12 protein-coding genes are annotated in these 16452 nt (G+C 44.5%); 6 read left to right on the top strand and 6 right to left on the bottom strand.

What is annotated here, in order from left to right; genetic code table 11:
• Window positions 1-9 precede the first annotated feature (9 nt).
• Genes QWZ17_RS07940 through QWZ17_RS07915 form a run of 6 tightly spaced genes read left to right on the top strand, consistent with a single transcriptional unit; the run spans window position 10 to window position 4352 of the window.
• The gene (locus QWZ17_RS07940) at window positions 10-513 is read left to right on the top strand and encodes a hypothetical protein (protein ID WP_290304580.1); all 504 of its coding nucleotides are present in this window, start codon (window positions 10-12) and stop codon (window positions 511-513) included.
• The gene (locus tag QWZ17_RS07935) at window positions 514-1110 is read left to right on the top strand and encodes a toxin-antitoxin system YwqK family antitoxin (protein WP_290304579.1); all 597 of its coding nucleotides are present in this window, start codon (window positions 514-516) and stop codon (window positions 1108-1110) included. It abuts the gene before it with no gap.
• Window positions 1103-2368: a hypothetical protein gene (locus tag QWZ17_RS07930; RefSeq protein WP_290304578.1), complete on the top strand. Its 1266-nt coding sequence runs from the start codon at window positions 1103-1105 to the stop codon at window positions 2366-2368. The genes QWZ17_RS07935 and QWZ17_RS07930 overlap by 8 nt, the downstream gene beginning before the upstream one ends.
• Window positions 2350-2727, top strand: a complete 378-nt coding sequence (locus QWZ17_RS07925) for a hypothetical protein (protein ID WP_290304577.1) — start codon at window positions 2350-2352, stop codon at window positions 2725-2727. The genes QWZ17_RS07930 and QWZ17_RS07925 overlap by 19 nt, the downstream gene beginning before the upstream one ends.
• Window positions 2711-3214: a PulJ/GspJ family protein gene (locus QWZ17_RS07920; RefSeq protein ID WP_290304576.1), complete on the top strand. Its 504-nt coding sequence runs from the start codon at window positions 2711-2713 to the stop codon at window positions 3212-3214. Before QWZ17_RS07925 ends, QWZ17_RS07920 begins: the two co-directional genes overlap by 17 nt.
• A complete protein-coding gene (locus QWZ17_RS07915; protein WP_290304575.1) occupies window positions 3201-4352 on the top strand; it encodes a type II secretion system F family protein in 1152 nt (383 codons plus the stop codon). The genes QWZ17_RS07920 and QWZ17_RS07915 overlap by 14 nt, the downstream gene beginning before the upstream one ends.
• A gap of 1213 nt (window positions 4353-5565) precedes the next feature.
• On the opposite strand, the gene QWZ17_RS07910 is transcribed toward QWZ17_RS07915, so the two are convergent.
• The 6 genes from QWZ17_RS07910 to QWZ17_RS07885 form a co-directional block, all read right to left on the bottom strand.
• Window positions 5566-9072 (bottom strand): DUF6443 domain-containing protein, encoded by a 3507-nt coding sequence (locus QWZ17_RS07910; protein ID WP_290304574.1) that lies wholly within the window; start codon window positions 9070-9072, stop codon window positions 5566-5568.
• Window positions 9073-9103: 31 nt separating this feature from the next.
• The gene (locus QWZ17_RS07905; protein ID WP_290304573.1) at window positions 9104-12544 is read right to left on the bottom strand and encodes an RHS repeat domain-containing protein; all 3441 of its coding nucleotides are present in this window, start codon (window positions 12542-12544) and stop codon (window positions 9104-9106) included.
• A 21-nt stretch (window positions 12545-12565) separates the two neighbouring features.
• Window positions 12566-13480 carry a hypothetical protein gene (locus tag QWZ17_RS07900; RefSeq protein WP_290304572.1) on the bottom strand — a complete coding sequence of 305 codons (915 nt, stop codon included), beginning with the start codon at window positions 13478-13480 and terminating at the stop codon, window positions 12566-12568.
• The gene (locus tag QWZ17_RS07895; protein ID WP_290304570.1) at window positions 13481-14527 is read right to left on the bottom strand and encodes a hypothetical protein; all 1047 of its coding nucleotides are present in this window, start codon (window positions 14525-14527) and stop codon (window positions 13481-13483) included.
• Between the two features lie 4 nt (window positions 14528-14531).
• On the bottom strand, window positions 14532-15443 hold the full coding sequence (locus tag QWZ17_RS07890) for a hypothetical protein (protein ID WP_290304569.1): 912 nt from the start codon (window positions 15441-15443) through the stop codon (window positions 14532-14534).
• 489 nt (window positions 15444-15932) lie between these two features.
• Window positions 15933-16451, bottom strand: coding sequence for a hypothetical protein (locus tag QWZ17_RS07885; protein WP_290304568.1), 519 nt, complete (start codon window positions 16449-16451; stop codon window positions 15933-15935).
• Window position 16452 lies beyond the last annotated feature (1 nt).

The raw sequence follows: 16452 nt of genomic DNA, 5'->3' as shown, positions 1-16452 counted from the left end.
TAAGCCGCAATGCTCAAAAAAAATAAAATATTGACATATGTGCTGATAGTTGTGATGCTAATGGTGTGGGGAATGATTATATACCGAATCGTAATTGCTTACAGCAGTGGTGGAGACGAGGCATACATTGCGCCGCCTCCCATTAAGGAAGTATTCAATGACTACGCCATACCGCGGGATACTTCGCGGCTTTTATTAAATTATCGGGACCCCTTTGGCCTGGCAGCCAAAAAGGACACGATAAAGCCTTCACTAAGGGTTCAGCCAAGGGCGGTGACCAAGATGGCAAACCCGGTGATCTCCTTCAATTGGGGTGTTGTCCGCTATTCAGGTTATATTAAAAATCCCGGATCAAAAAAATTAGTCGCTTTTATGCATATCAATGGCAAGGCTGCAGAAATGGATGAAGGAGAGACGGTGGACCAAATCAAACTGCTGAAAAACCTGAAGGACTCTGTCCTGGTAAAACATGAGGGCAAAACCAAGTATATCCACATTCAACCGGCTATTTAAATGAAATTCATTTATACTATAATTCTGATTTGTGTATACCATTGCTCATTCGGTCAAAAAATACCAGATTACGGGCTGCATAAAATACGGATAACGGATACCGACCGTACTATACTTGCAGAGATCATTCCTGTCAGTTCAATACCAGAGGCAAATTATACCCTTACCTATTACTGGTACGCAGCCAACAAAATACATAACTTGCAGGGTGGCTTTAGCGGCCAGCTGCTAAACGGTAATTACTCGGAATCATACCTGGACAATAACCTGAGAACGCAGGGAGCCTTTACAGCCGGATTGAAGGAGGGCACCTGGAAAGACTGGAATAAGCGTGGCACACTGGTGCAGGTTGTTAACTGGCACAAAGGAAAACGTTCCGGTCCTTTCAGATTTTATAATATAGACGGCAGTCTCAAACAAACGGGGACATATCATGACGATCGGTTAGATGGACCGGTCATTCTTTACATCGGTCCTGATTCTACCCAAACGCTGTATTACGATCACGGAAAAGCGTTGGAAGGAAAACCTCGTTCTATTTTGAACAAGATTAATATTTTTAAAAAGAAAACCAAGGCCGCAAAAGCACATGCTTAAAGGATCGGCATTATATATTGTCATCATCATCGCGCTGGTTATCGCATTGGTTTGCTCATCCCTGATTCTGGCTGCATATTTCTTCCGCGGTCAGTATCTTCTAAAAGCCAGGTTCGATCGTTTGCAAAACAACCTGTCTTCAGGATTGCATATCCTGTTACAGACCCGGGATACCAGCTATCTTCAAGGTAAAACGGTCTGCTTATTCCATAACGATCAAGATTCAGTTAGCCTTAAAACGACGCACTGGGGCATTTATGATATCGGCGTTGCTGAAGCATTTCAAACAAAGGATACTGTATATAAAGTATTTTCCATTGCTCATGGTATCGATTCATCCAAATGGGCTGCTATTTACCTGATCGATGAAGATCGCTCCCTTTCCCTCAGCGGCAAAACCTCGATACGGGGAGACGCATTTCTTCCCAAAGCCGGTGCCAAAGCGGCTTATGTAGATAACAAGGCCTATGAAGGGGACAAAAGACTTATTGTAGGAAAGATTCGTGATAGTCAACGCAAGTTGCCCGCGCTTAACCAGGAACGGCTGAGCATTTTGGAACGGCTATTTAATGGGCATCGGTCTTCGGTCAATATCAACCGAAAAATAGATTCATTAACGCGCTCATTCCGGGCTCCTGTTTATATTTTAAATCTTGGTAAAAACACCGATGCATTCAAAGGCGGTCATTTTTCGGGTAATATTATTATTTACGCGGATACACTGCTAACTATCGACAGCACAGCAAAACTCAATAATATACTGGTGTTTGCCAAAGCTATCCTGGTTAAGACCGGCTTCCGGGGCACCTGCCAATTATTCGCGGCAGATTCAATTAGCCTGGAAAAAAACTGCCGGCTGGACTATCCCTCGTGTTTAGGAATCCTGAGATATAAATCCCCTTTGGTGGGCTTCCCTCCACAGATCAACATCGGCCAGAATGCAAACGTAAGCGGCACCGTTTTTACATATGAAAAAGAGGCGTCTGCGTTACCCGCTACCATAAACCTGGCTAAAGGCGCAAAAATAAACGGGCAACTGTATGCACAACACTATATAGCTACCAAAGATAGCGTTACCATTTCGGGCAGCGTTTTTACGTCGCGGTTCATGTACCAGACCGAATATACGAGGTATGAAAATTATTTGATCAATCTTAAAATTGATGCCGGGGCCCTTTCCCATTATTACCTGGCCACCGACCTGGTGCCAGTCGCCTCCGGCGAAAAAAAGATATTACAATGGCTGGAAGTAAAATGAAGCACCCTGGGATGCTAAAAGGTGCCACTATTATGGAGGTTGTAGTTGCCATGGTCATTATCGTTGTTGTGTTCGGTATGGCTATGATGATATTTGCTAACGTCACCAACCAGGGGCTATCCGATAAAAAGATCCGCGCGCAGGCTACACTACAAGGCATCCTGCTTCAGGCAGAGCAATCTCGCCAGTTACCGGAAGAGGCTTTTAACCAGGACGGCTTTAGAATTATCCCGACAACTACAGAAGTGGAAAACGAGCCGGGGCTAACAGAATTACATTTGACCGCCTTTGACGATAACCAGCAGGAGATTGCTACAGTTGCTGAAATAATGATCAATAAAAATGAAACCAAACCATAAGCTTCCTGCCTTTACCATTATGGAAGTTACCATTGCTATGCTGGTTTCGGCCATACTGATTGCTATTGTTTATACGGCATTTACTATTGTGAGCCGTTCCTATAACGGATTTGTTTATAAAAACGAAGAGGCGGCAAGGCTTGCGCAACTGGACTTGCTATTGAAACGGGATTTTCGCCGCGCCGACCTGGTTACCAGGACTGATTCGGGTATCGTTATAAAAAATGATAAGGATATCACGCGTTACCTGCTTGAAAAGAATGAAATTGTGCGAATTAACGGGATTACCGATACCTTTAAAGTTAAAACGGAACATACATTAGTGTTATTTGAACAGCAAGCGGTGGATTTCACGAGTGATCAACCGGCCAGAGTGGATGAACTGGATCTTGATCTGTTTTTTCAAAACGAGAAAATAACGCTCCGTTATTATAAACCCTATAGTGCTGTTAACCTTTTTGAACAAGATACCGATGCCAACGATTGACCTGAGCCAGTACAAAAAAAAGAAAGCGCCTAAAAGCAGCGAACCTAAAAAGGAGGGCGGCCTGCTGGCATTTTTAAACCAGGACATCAGCTTTGGTAACGGTCAATTGAACGATAAGAAAAAAGAGTACCTGTATCTTGAGCTCAGTTCGCTCCTACTGGCCGGCATTAACCTGAAAACCAGCCTGGAACTGGTAACCGCGGAGCAGGAAAACGAAAATGACCGCAAATTATTCACGGTAATTCAAAAAAACGTATTAACCAACGGGATCGCCCTATCTAAAGCATTAGAAAAATCGGGCAAATTTTCGCTGTACGAAGTATACAGTATACAAATTGGTGAAGAAACCGGGCAGCTGGCTGTAGTTTTACAAGATCTGGCAAAATACTACCAGGGCAGGATTAAACAACGGCGAAAAATCATTTCAACCTTATCCTATCCCTGCATGGTACTGCTATCATCTTTTGGGGCAGTATACTTCATGCTCAAAGTGGTGGTGCCCATGTTCGCAGATGTTTTAAAACGTTTCGGCGGCGAACTTCCATGGATCACCGAATTAGTGATCAGCATCTCCAAGGGGATGGAAAAATATTTTTTCCCGATTTTTATCTTGATCACCGCCATTGTTGTGGTCTTATTTCGTGTTCGCAAAACGGAGACCTACCGCAAGGTATCATCTGGGTTGGTATTAAAACTACCTGTGGCAGGCAACCTGGTGAAGAAAATTTACCTGGGCCGTTTTTGTAACTCCATGCGGCTCCTTACCGGCGCGCATGTACCCTTATTGAGGGCAATTTCGCTTAGTAAGCAGATGGTGGGCTGGTATCCAATTGAATCGTCTCTGCAAAAAGTGGAAGATGATATCCTCAATGGTAAATCGCTTAACCAGAGCCTGCAACAATTCAAAATCTATCCATCCAAAATGATTCAACTGGTACGAATTGGGGAGGAATCCAATAAACTGGATTATTTTTTTGCTAAAATCGCCGAACAGTACGGCGAAGAGGTAGAATACCAGACGGCTTCCTTGAGCAGCATTATGGAACCGCTTTTTATTATCGTAGTGGGCTTTTTGGTTGGGGTTATTATGATTGCCATGTACCTGCCTATGTTTCAGATGGGTAATACTTTTCAATAGAAACCAGGGGGAACACCCAGCATGCTAACACAGAAAGCGGCTTTACGCTAAGGCAGGAGTTATAACCTCGCGGCAGCGGGAGTATTCTGAATGCCGGCTTAGAAGCATGCCTGCAACTCGAAATTGGGTTAACATAACTTAACATAATTCAAAAAACACATTTTACAGTCATCTTATTATCAATAAATTACAAAAAACATGGTTTGCATTTTAGCTAAATTGCGATCTCACCAGTTACAAACTATTGGCAACGATGGTAGAAGCTGCAGTCAGGCTATTCACTCATACCACACAAGGCCTTGGTCACAGGCCGGTAGCCGTTTCTCTTCTTTAAGCTAATCTGTAGGTAAGCAAAACACCCGGATTCATTTAAACATCCTGGTGTTTTTGCCTATTCATTGAACGAAACACACGTGCGTGCCAGCCGAGGTCATATAATATTCCAACAACCTTTATCGCTGTAGTTATAAACTACAGGCATAGGCGTTCGAAGTTGGAGACTTTCGAATAGCCGAACTCTACGGACAGCGGGAAAGTTATAAACTCGCGGCAGCTGGGTCTTTCCCGTGCTGCCGCATCCTGCATCACGAAGCCGGCGTATTGGATATGCGGGGAACACTCGAAAGTTTTATTTTGACAATGGCATTTCCCCGCCGGTAGAAGTGGGGTCGCGCTTTCCGCTCATACGCCCACAGTCCTTTGGCTCAGGGCGGGTATCCGCTGCAATCGCTAATGCGAAATTCCGTTACACAAAAAACCCGATGTTAAGGTTGCCCCGGGTAACTCTTACCCTTGCTACAGCATCTTACATCACGAACCTGCTGTTGGTGAAAACACACAACAGCGTGCGGTGAGGGAACACCAACAAGGTGCGAGCCAGGCTTCGTTTATTTTACAACTTTACGTTTATCTAATCCAACAGTAGTTATAAACTACAAGCATAGCCGTTCGAAGTCAGAGACATTCGAACAGCGGAAGACTACAAACAACTGCGTTTTATTCCCTATAAGATAACTTTTAAACATGTTGCATAATGATAATTATTCCACATATTATCATTATTATGCCTACACCGAGTAATTTTATGTCTGAGCCTAACAAACTTTCTCTTCCGCCTATTATATTTATTATCTTTTTTATTGAAAACCAGATTCCGTATATTGATAATGCGATTCCGGATAATATATATATTATATTCATATTTAGAAATAAGTTATTTTTTATTTTTCTTAAAATATTGCTGTGTGTATTGTTCAACTTTTTTGTTATGTTCTGAATTTGCAAGTTTAGGGGGAGGATTAACTTTTTGTTTTTGATCTATATCAGTCTTAATTGCATCCACAAATAAATCTGTGACCTTCCCGGTTGCAAAAAGTGTTCCGCCTAGTATCAGTTTCCCGGTCTTCGATATGTTTTTACCGTTCTCAACCAGCTTACCAAGCGTTCCAAAGCCTTTATCTAACGCGATTGTTGTTACGGCACTGATATATTTGTGATCTTTAACATCATTTACTACCGAAATTCCGGTGCTGATTGTGCTTATCCCCTCTCCAATTGGTATAAGTTCCGCTCCACCAATCGGTGCAGTAATATAACCAGCAGTTGTAAGGCCGGTGCCTAATGTTCCCAACCCATTACTTACCTCGTCGGCACTAGGTATGGGTATTTCTGCATGTTTTTGAACATTAAAATTTGTCTCGTAGCCTCCGCCAGGCTTTAGCACAACGGTATTTGACCGGGGATTACCTCCATCCTGTGGCTCCATTCCATCTGGATCAATGAACCTAATAGGGTTATTCAAACCATAGTTATACAGACTCCATCTTCTCATTTTTTCCGCCAGTGGATCAACGCTCGTCCACCTTGCAATCACCGGATCATAGAACCTTGCACCATAATCATACTGGTTCAGTTCATCCTGCAACTCCTTCTTATTGTAAAGGTAATGATTTCCCGAGTTTATTTGACGGTGAACATTCAGCCCGAAAGGATAATAATCATCCTCCCCTACCTTGCCCGTTACCTGGTCAAACGCCAAACGGTTATTGCCCAGGTGATCCGTCAGCGTATACTCGTAGTTCGGTGAACTTGTCGGGTTCAGTACCCTACCCTCTTCCGTCTGTACAAAGTCGATACCCGTGCCCGTGTACTGGATTCCCCCGATATATTCCGTTACTGTACCGTTAACGATCTTACGCAGTTTTTCCCCCGATGCCGTATAAACATAACTCAGGTTTTTTGCGGTAATCGTTGCCGGCAGGTTCAGCAGGTTGTACGTGATCGTATTGCCCTGCCCGTCGCTCGTCGCGTTACCATTCCCATCATAACCGTAGCTCCGTGCCACGCTCCCGTTATTGCTGCTTACGCTTGCCAAACGATTCGTCCCGCCATAGTTATAAGTCAATGTTCCCGCATTCGGCCCGAAACGCGTCAGGCCCTGGATATTGCCGTTCGCATCATAACTGATCCCGTTCTCGCTGAATGCCTCCTGAGAGTTACCCGCCGTCAACCTATTCAGCTGGTCGTAATTGTACGTTACAAACTTTTGTCCCAGCGTACCTTTATTGTATAACTGCTCGGCTATGTTACCGTTATACTGCGGGCTGCCATTGTTGGCTGCTACCGGCGTATTGTAGTTCAGCGACATGCTGAACAGTTTATCCGGCGCCGGTGCCTTGCTTACATCGTTGAGCATGCTTAGCCAGCCCCGCTCATTGTACGCGTAGTCCGTATTCTGCAAAAAGGTGCTGCCGCCGTTCGTGCTGTGCAGGTGCTTGGTTTTCAGCTGACCGATATCGTTATAGTCCGTTTGGCTCAGCAACACGTTTGTCCCCCCGTTAATCTGCTCGAAGGTTTGCGTTTTACGGCCCATATGGTCATAAACATATGTATTGGCTATCGTTAATACCGGGGCCGTGGTATTCGTACTGTTATAATGTTTACGGGTGGTAGCGGTTACCGCGTTGGTGAAGTCATAGGTATTATTGATGACATCGTAGTTATTTACGTTAACCGTTCCCCCAAGGTAGTGCTGCTTATAGGTTTGCATGTTCCGGCCAAGCCCATCGTAGTAACTTACATCCCACAGCATATTGGTACTGCCCAGCACATTGGTTTTACTCCCGGTAAGCAGCCCTTTAGGCTGCGCGTTAGCTCCTGTGGGCACCCCGCTAAATGCCGGTGGCAGCCCGGTGATATTGCTGAAGCTGTAATCGTCATAGTAACTGATGTTCAAATAGCTGCTGATAGCCGGGTAACTGCTGACGGTATAGCCCGTTGTTACATCTGCCGTATTGCGTACATCCCATTGGACTGCGGCATAGATATTGGCTTGCAATGTGGCCTGCGACGATGCCGAGGCATCCGTCCATAAGCCCGTCATGATCACCCGGCCCAGGGCATCGTACTTGGTCACCGTCCACTGGTTATTTACGCGTTGGTTGGCATCCTGGCTCAGTACCGGCTGGTCAAGCTGGTTATATACCAGATACTCCCAATCCTTACCCGGAATTCGCTTGCGGCTTAACCGGTTGCGCTCGTCATAACGGTACTGGTAACAGATATTGTCAATTACCGTTTGGTTGGAGGCCGTGGTGATCCCGTTATCGGCAGCGCTCAGCGGCGGCAGTACATAGGCCAGGTTACCCAGGTCGTCGTATACATAATACGTGCTCAGCATTTGCAGCAACGCGGGCGTGTTGCCCACTGCCGGGATGTAGTTAAACGTCCGTTTCAGCACCACATGCCCTTCCTTATCTTTATACTCTTCTATTGTTCCGCCGCGGCCGCTTTTCCAGTTCTCGTCTTTACTCACGGTTACGGTTAACTGCCCGGCCAGGTAATAGTTTCCGGAACTGTTCCCTATCGTTAGGCTATGGCTCTGGTCGCTGTTGATGGGGGCGTTGTACAACGTCACCCGCATGTTGGAAGCCGTATCGGTGGCCAGGTTATTGGTGGTATAAACCATTTTCATGGTATGCCCGGTCGTATTCCCGGCTACCGGCTGCCAGGGGGTACCTGGCGCGCCCTGCTCTGTTACACGGTTCAGGGGAGAGGGCTCAAAGTTGGTAACACTATACGGATAGGGGTTAACCACTATGCCGCTGTTGTTACTCTGCTGCGCGCCGCTTGTGCCGCTGCCATAAAAACTGCCAAGCTCGCTGCTGATGGCATTGGACTTATAGCTGCCATCTACCGATGGCGAGGCATAAGACAGGTATTTGGTAGCCTCGCGGCCAAACGCGTCATAGGCTACCGGCTGCACCACGTCTTTCAACCCTGTGGAGCCTTTTACCTGAACCGTTTGCAACGGCCGGCCCAGGCCGTCAAAGTACTGTACCGTCTGCATCAGGTCGCAGGTAGTACGGTTGGCAAAATCGCCCGTATTCACAGCAGGTCCCGAGTTCTGAAACCCGCCGACACGGGGTACCGACGTGACAATATAGTTCTGCGCCGCGCCTGGCAGACTGGCCAGCGGTACGCAGTCTTGGTTTACAATATACAACATCAGGCTGCTCCCGCTTGCTGCCGTAAAGCTGAACGGGGCCGTTATAGTGATCCTGCTGTTATTGTAATAGGAGCCGGCCGTCGGCGTTCCCGTAAGCGAGGCCGGGGACGGCAGGTAGGTTTGGGCCTGTAAGCTGAATGCACAAAACATCAGGCTTAAAGCCAAACTTAACTGCCGTAGCCTGTTATTTATGGTGATATGGTGAATGGCCATATAAATGTTTGTTTTAAGGTTGATAGGTTGATTATTGCCCCTGGTAATGGTAATCCGTATGCTTTACTATGTTTCCGTCCTTGTCTCTGATGTTGATCAATCGCTGGAAACCGTCATACTCATAATACGTCGTCTGGCCCTTCGCATCGGTCATACTTGTCATACCAACTAAGGGGGCGTAGGTGTAGGTACTCATCTGCGCATCTGCCGGGTATATCCTGATATCATCATAGGCATTACCACCAGACAGGGCAAGAGTAGGGCCGTTGTAAGTGGCTTCAGGCATGTAGGTCCATACGCCGCTACTTGTTTTATACCAGTAGGATATCATATATACCCTGGTGTCGGGCTTCGTCCAGCTCACCGTATACGTGCCGTTGTAGAATCGTGTTCCAGTATGTGCGGTCCCCGTCAAAACATTTGGCCCTATGTTTTCTTCAAACCCTTCATAATAAAATTGACTACTCGTGGCGTTAGAGACTTCGGCTACAGGATACTGGCTGTAGTAACCCCACATATAACCCATTACGGGGCCGTTTGCCTTCTGTTGTTCCAGGATATTACCATAAGTGTCATATTTGTTAAATTTTGTCCGGGTTTCTATGGTGTTAGCCAGTACCTGTTCGTCAACCGTTTGTGGCAGTAGTACACTACTATTACTAAACCAATCATTGTAATTGATATTGGCAAGCTCCAATTGCGTTCCGTTTTTCAGTTGCCGAAAACTTACAGTTGGTGAAACGATGTTTCGGCCCAGCATTTTCTGGTACACATTGGTACCTGATGCAAAATCATGCGGGTACTTGATCGTGTTAGTCAGCATCTCGTTCTTGCTATTGAATACCTCCGTCTTAGTTGGAAAAATATGGGTAACGTCATCATAATAATTATTTTTTTGAGTAACTACTTTGTTGCCGGCGTTATCAAATGTGGTATCCGATTCTGATTGTAGCAGCATTGAACCTGTGTAGGTTGGAACGCGGCCCATGAAAAAGTGTGTATGGTTGCCGTCATTGGGCGTATTTACCGGGCCATACCTTGTATTGACGCTGTTGATTACCTCGCAACCTGACATTTTAATATATAAAGGCTTGATCTTAAGCCCCAATAAAGTATCTCGGCGGTAAACCTGGTAATTATATTGCTTAATGTTTACCGGACTGTAACCCGATTCCGTAGATTTGTAAACATACTCATGGTTCATAAAACCATTCTTCCAAAGATTGGAAATCAACCAGATACCTATCGAACCGTAATCAGTCGAAGCAAGCCCGGCCTGATCATCGTAAATATCATAACTGAAAACACTTTTACCGTTCGGGTTTCCAGCGGCATCTACGTCGTATTTAGTCACCGCTCCATAAACCACCGGGCTACCACTAAATTGTGTTGCTGGATACACGCTTTTAGCATGGTATACTATGTCGACATCGCCGGTAGCTTCAGCACAAGCAACTGAGTTGCCATACGCATAGCCAAATGAATAGAACAGGTAGTCATAGTTAACAGCAAGGTAAGATGCGCTCTGCAACAGCTTCCCTATTCCGTCATTATTGTATTGGTATAATTCTTTGTTAATAAAACTGCCATTGTTGTCGTAATTAGTTATCGAACTTACCCGCAACCCGCCGCCAGTTTTAATAACCGTACCGCTTACCGGGATTACCCAGGATACTGTGCAAGTTGCCTGAACTCTGGAATCTGTTGTATAAATAGTCGTAGTTATAACATAATTGTGGCCAACCGTCAAGTTAAGGGCTATATTACTTACACTATAGCTCTGGCTGGGATTGCTGACATTGTTAACCAGAAAGACTGTTTGGCCTGTCGTCTGGTCAATCATCTTAATTTGTGGTCGGTCAGTAACGCCGGGATAGTTATAGGGAGAAAGCGTAGCACTATAACGGAAAGCAGACTGGTTTGCTGTAGGTGTAAAGGATGTGCTATTCGTGGTTTGAACACTGCCATATGCATCGCAATAAACAGACTGTAACTTTGTTGTTTGGTAATCCAAAGGGTAACGGTGTGGTTCAAAAGTAAACACACTTGTTCCCTTGGTAGGATACTTGATCGATTGAAGCATGCAGGCCTGGACGAATGCGCCAGTGGAATCGGGGTCCATATTTGCCTCGCCAATAGTCGGATAGGAGTTCTTCCATGATACGCTTTGCTGAGGCATTAGTGTGGTATTGTTATAGGCGCCGTTATTAAACCCCCAAATGTCCTGCCCGAAAGATTCGTTCGGCGCGATGGGGGTATTATTGTAGGTCATACTGTACTGCTGGGGCGATAGTGTTGAACTAACCGAAAAAAAAGTCACCGAATCAAGCCTGAGCCGGTAATTGCGGTAATCGGGCATCTTTCCAGAAACAGGGTTGCTATAAAAGTAGGATTGGTTGAGCTTAATATTTTTGATTAGTTGGTAGGCCCCATTGAGTTTGGAATATACCCTCACACTGTCAAGTCGTAATTCGGTACTGCGATCTGTACGATCTGACATATTTTTGAAGGTCACCTTTCCCCCTCGCCAATCTATCTCGTTTGGAAACTGGGAGGAATGGGATATTTGCGACACTGACGAATTTTCGCCACTGGCATCCGAAAGCGTTGTTGCCGCATCCGGATTTCCGCTCGGCCTGTTACCCAGGGTATATGTGTAGCTCCAACTGCGCTCGATTGTGCCGCTATTCGGCGTATATTTAAAGTAAACAGTATCCGCGAGTGTTGGATCAATTATTTTGGAAACTTTCCACGTGCTGGGATAGGCGCTTGTGGCAGATGCCGTAACCATTTGCGTCGTTTCCTGCTGATCGAAAATGTAGATAAATCCATTGGCATCCGTTATCTTGTAATTGTTTCCCGGAATCCTTTCGATCTTGTTGTTGGTAACTGGAATCTGCATGATCGTGCCATTCGGCCTAAATATAAATTTCCCGTTGCTGCCATTCAATGAATAAGAAAATACATCAGGCTCGGTATCCGCAAAATTATCCCGAACATTATACATGTATTGCGCGAAACGCGTGTCGGTGTTTGTGCCATAAGATATCCCGTTGTAATAGCTGTAAAGTGAATCAAATGGCATAGCAGATAAATAGCCCCCGTTTCCCTCGTCCGGCAGCCCCACCATATTCCTGGTCATTTCTGGAATTCCGCTCATTGCCCAGCTTGTCCCTACGCTCGAGGACAGTTCGTCAACTCTAACGCCACTCCCGTGATAGTCCAAAGACAGCGGAAGCCTGATCTTACCTGCATTAATCTCGTAAAGCGGTATGGTTACAGATGGGACGCCAGTTATATAACTTACCGGGATATTGCCAAATTTTCCAAGGCTGGCAGAATTAGGCGACACTGTGCTTACCGCTATCTGGCTGCGAAACTCGGCTGCGGACTGTGCGTTTGCGGAGTGCCCGCAGGACAAACAAAACAAAATGATGCAGATAACAAAAACCTGCTTATATTTAATAGTCATCGTAATTTGAAAAAAAGTGAATTATTGTTTCTTTGCTGATCGACTAAGGCTGCCTTCTATCGCTTTCAACCGGGCCTCGTTGCTTTCATTTATAACCTGCTGCGCCTTGTTTTTTTTTGCCTGGCTGTCAATTAGATCCCTTTGCTTTTTCATTTCCTTATCCTTCTCAATCAGGTACAAAGTCAACTCCTCCACCTTCTTAAGCAGCAGCCTGTTCATCTCGCCCAGGTTAAGGCCGTTTTTAGCTACTTCCGCTTCAGACGGAATTTCGGGCAGGTGATGGTTTTGAGCGATGTAAGCTTTCACATTAACAAGGTCAGGCAATTCATAGCTTTTATCAAAAACATAATCGGCCCAACCAGTTTCTACCCTGATTTCTTTGGCCCTGATCTTCCCATTTACTGATAAGCGGTAAGCGGGATCGGGAGATAATGTATTTAAGCCCAAGTTGCCATTGAGATCGGTATACATTACCGGTATAACAGTCAATGCAATTTCATTAGCAGGTGCTGTTGTTGTAGTTGATAAAGTCACCAACTGATTAGCTGCATTATTGGGTGAAAGCAGGAACGATTTGATGGAAAAAGATTTATACCTGGCACCCGTAGTGACAACATAAAAGTTAGTTGACGTTCCGCTTTGGTACGCTTTCAAGGTAAAGCTGTTTCCGCTTGAGCTACCTAAAGTAACCTGATTTACACTTAAACCATTACGATTTGCTATATAATAGGTGGTCTCGCCATTGGTATCAGATTCCCAGGCTCCGCCAAATATGTCTACCTTTAATTTATTAAAATTTCCTAAATCCGAAGAGGTAACATTAATTGTGCCTACGTACACATATATGGTGGAGTTATCGCCTACTATATTAGTGCTATACTGCGCTTTTGCAAATACCGGTATCAGTACGACAAATAAGAATATTAACTTTTTCATTTAAGTTGTTTTTTTGTTAAGGTGAATAACTTGCTTTTTTAGATCGGCAATTTCTTGTGACATAATCTTAAGTTGATCTGTATTTTCTATATCTTGCTTATCCTTTTCAATCAAATACAGCGTCAGCTCTTCCACCTTCTTAAGCAGCAGCCTGTTCATCTCGCCCAGGTTAAGTCCGTCTTTGGCAACTTCTACCTCTGACGGAATTTCTGGAAGATGATGATTTTGATCGATGTAGGCTTTTGTATCGGTAAGAGATGGTAGTTGGTAATCGGGTGTAAAAACGTAATCGGGCCAGTTAACAACTTCCACTTTTACCTGTTTTGAGCGGATATTGCCATTCACAGATAAGGCTTCTTTAGGTGTTAATGTGCCAATACCTATATTCCCTGCGCCGTCAATAACCAAATCGTTACCATAGTACCATTGGCCCCCGGTTCCAAGTTTGTTAAACATTCTCCGGGTACCTAAAATCATTTTACCGGTCGCATCTGAAGTATTTGCGTTTCCCGCAACTGTAATGATGCGGGCTTGGCCCCATGTATTTGAGCCATCGGTATTTGCAGGCAGGGCAAACTCCAGCTGCGCTCCAGTTGCGGTTGTACGTCCGCCGGTATTAGCCTGGATCAATAATCCGCCTGCACTTGCAAAGTTTATGTTCCCGGCATCTAAACCAGCGCCGGAACTTACAGTGTGCAGCGCCGTTTGTGGGTTTGATGTACCCACACCTACATTGCCGGCAAAATATCCTTGCCCATCTGCCCGAACACTGAAATTGATTGCACCATTGGTTAAACCGTCGTAATAATAATTTCCTGCCCCAGCCGGATTATCCGTAATAGCGCGAAAAATTCCTGAAGCAGGAAAATAATATCCCGAACCAATTTGGTGACCGGTAAAAAACGTTTGCCCCGACGAAGTTTGGGCAACTATTTTGGTATTATTATTCAGGATATCGTTAGCATCTACCGTAACGGTTTTGGTTTGGGCGTTTGCTAAATGTAAACTGGTTAAACTAAACACCAGCGGTACTAAAACTCTTTTCATATATCTATTTTACTTTTTTCTTTAAATCTTTTACTTGCTTTTTTAATTGATCGATATCTTCTTTCGCTTCTATCATATATAGCGTCATTTCTTCCATTTTTTTAAGCAGCAGGCGGTTCATCTCGCCCAGGTTCAACCCTTTTTTGGCAACTTCCTGTTCTGACGGAACTTCGGGCAGGTGATGATTTTGGTCGATGTATGTTTTTACATCCGTTAGGGCAGGCAATACATAATCGGGTTTAAAAACGTAATCGGGCCAGTTAGCATAAAGCTTTACTGTCATGGATGTGGCAATCGCGTTTCCGTTTACAGCAAAATTATAACCTTTGGTATCTGTAGTATTGATGCCAACTTTACCCATATTAACTACCAATGGATAAAGGCCGCCAGCGTTGGGCGATGCTGGCAATATGCCGCCCCATTGGGGGGGATAAACACCAGTGCCGTTAAAGATGGCAGTAACCAACGCTCCGCCATTCCTGTTTGAGATGTCAAAAACAAGATAAACTACCGAGTTATCTGAACTAAATACGAAACGAAAATTCGACATTACTACAGAACTATTATAGTAAGTATTACTTAGTACAGACAAGGAGCAGCTGTTGTAATCATACTGGGTGGCGTTTGCAAGCAAAACTACAGTCTGTAGGCGGTACCCCGCTTCAAAGGTTAACGTATAGGTCCCTCTTATCCGTGCTCCGCTTGCAACTACAACAGTGCCGTCAGAGGCCGTTGCAAAGGCTTTTGACTCATATGCAGTTACCCCCCTGAGTGCTATAGCACCGTTAACATCCAATGCAGATGCGGGCGATGTTGTTCCGATACCGACATTTCCGGTTGACGGAAATGTATTTTGCGCCTGTGATGAAAACGCAGTAAACAGTAAGACTAGTGTGATAAGATGGAGATGTTTCATTATTAAAATTTGAGGGGTGTTGTTGATTAGGAATACGGGATTATCTGTTCCATACTGACCATCATTTCTGATCAGCATTATAGGGTATTGAATTTGTTTGGTCCAACCACTATCGGACACCATACATCCAGCTGGGCCAAGTTTTAGTTAAAATTGTGGGAGATCCGATTGATCATACCCCTACCGCCAGAAAAAAAACCTTGCAGCTATTGATTTAAAAGACTTACAAATAAACGAGGATTTATTTTAACCATATATGATATATGGCGACGGTAGTGAAAGATTTTCATTGTAGATAAGGTTATTAATTTTTGCTAAAAATATAGCTTACAAGCCATATCGCCAAGCGAAACATAGAATATATTATTTTACATTTTCATGTTATAATTTTAACACATGAAACATTTTTTGCTAAAAAAATCTATGCCGGGACTCTTTTTAGCATGGGTCAAACTAAACGTTGTAATATGCCGGTTTTACAAAGCAAGGTTATTTAATAGTGGCAATAAATAACCGCATGTTGAGCTTTTTTATCGCCGAACTATTATCAGTCGTTTTAACGGATGTAATATCCACAGCGCGTACCAGACCGATGCCTTCTGAATACTGCAATTGCCCGAGCAGCCTACATAATGAGAAATAATCCCCTTCAAAATCCAACCCTTGAACAATATATTTGTCGCCTGAATTAGAAACTGACTGAACAGGTACCCGCGACAGCCTTACCCGCTGTTTTTCTGCCTTTAGCGCAATCGTCGTGATCATATTACTTCGCAGCGTGGCGGTATCAATTTTAAACCTATTGATAATATGATTCAGATTGTTGTCTTTACGTTCCAGGTAACCGGGCTGGTAGGAAAGATCAGCAGAGGCTTTGATTTTTTGCTCAAGTTCCCGCCGAAGTTTCCAGGCCTCTACAGTATGGCTAAATGAAAAACGATAACACACCAGGAAAAACAATATTGATCCCGCTATAAGTAAATAATCTTTCCTGATGTTTTTCAGCATT

This window comes from Mucilaginibacter flavus (genome assembly GCF_030409315.1).
GTDB classification, from domain to species: domain Bacteria; phylum Bacteroidota; class Bacteroidia; order Sphingobacteriales; family Sphingobacteriaceae; genus Mucilaginibacter; species Mucilaginibacter flavus.
This window is presented reverse-complemented; position numbering and strand designations above follow the sequence as displayed.

Excerpts from the sequence above, each read along its gene's own strand:
- QWZ17_RS07885 (WP_290304568.1), bottom strand. The coding sequence starts at position 16,451 with ATGCTGAAAAACATCAGGAAAGATTATTTACTTATAGCGGGATCAATA.
- QWZ17_RS07915 (WP_290304575.1), top strand. The coding sequence starts at position 3,201 with ATGCCAACGATTGACCTGAGCCAGTACAAAAAAAAGAAAGCGCCTAAA.
- QWZ17_RS07890 (WP_290304569.1), bottom strand. The coding sequence starts at position 15,443 with ATGAAACATCTCCATCTTATCACACTAGTCTTACTGTTTACTGCGTTT.
- QWZ17_RS07925 (WP_290304577.1), top strand. The coding sequence starts at position 2,350 with ATGGCTGGAAGTAAAATGAAGCACCCTGGGATGCTAAAAGGTGCCACT.
- QWZ17_RS07900 (WP_290304572.1), bottom strand. The coding sequence starts at position 13,480 with ATGAAAAAGTTAATATTCTTATTTGTCGTACTGATACCGGTATTTGCA.
- QWZ17_RS07940 (WP_290304580.1), top strand. The coding sequence starts at position 10 with ATGCTCAAAAAAAATAAAATATTGACATATGTGCTGATAGTTGTGATG.
- QWZ17_RS07930 (WP_290304578.1), top strand. The coding sequence starts at position 1,103 with ATGCTTAAAGGATCGGCATTATATATTGTCATCATCATCGCGCTGGTT.
- QWZ17_RS07935 (WP_290304579.1), top strand. The coding sequence starts at position 514 with ATGAAATTCATTTATACTATAATTCTGATTTGTGTATACCATTGCTCA.
- QWZ17_RS07905 (WP_290304573.1), bottom strand. The coding sequence starts at position 12,544 with ATGACTATTAAATATAAGCAGGTTTTTGTTATCTGCATCATTTTGTTT.
- QWZ17_RS07920 (WP_290304576.1), top strand. The coding sequence starts at position 2,711 with ATGAAACCAAACCATAAGCTTCCTGCCTTTACCATTATGGAAGTTACC.
- QWZ17_RS07895 (WP_290304570.1), bottom strand. The coding sequence starts at position 14,527 with ATGAAAAGAGTTTTAGTACCGCTGGTGTTTAGTTTAACCAGTTTACAT.
- QWZ17_RS07910 (WP_290304574.1), bottom strand. The coding sequence starts at position 9,072 with ATGGCCATTCACCATATCACCATAAATAACAGGCTACGGCAGTTAAGT.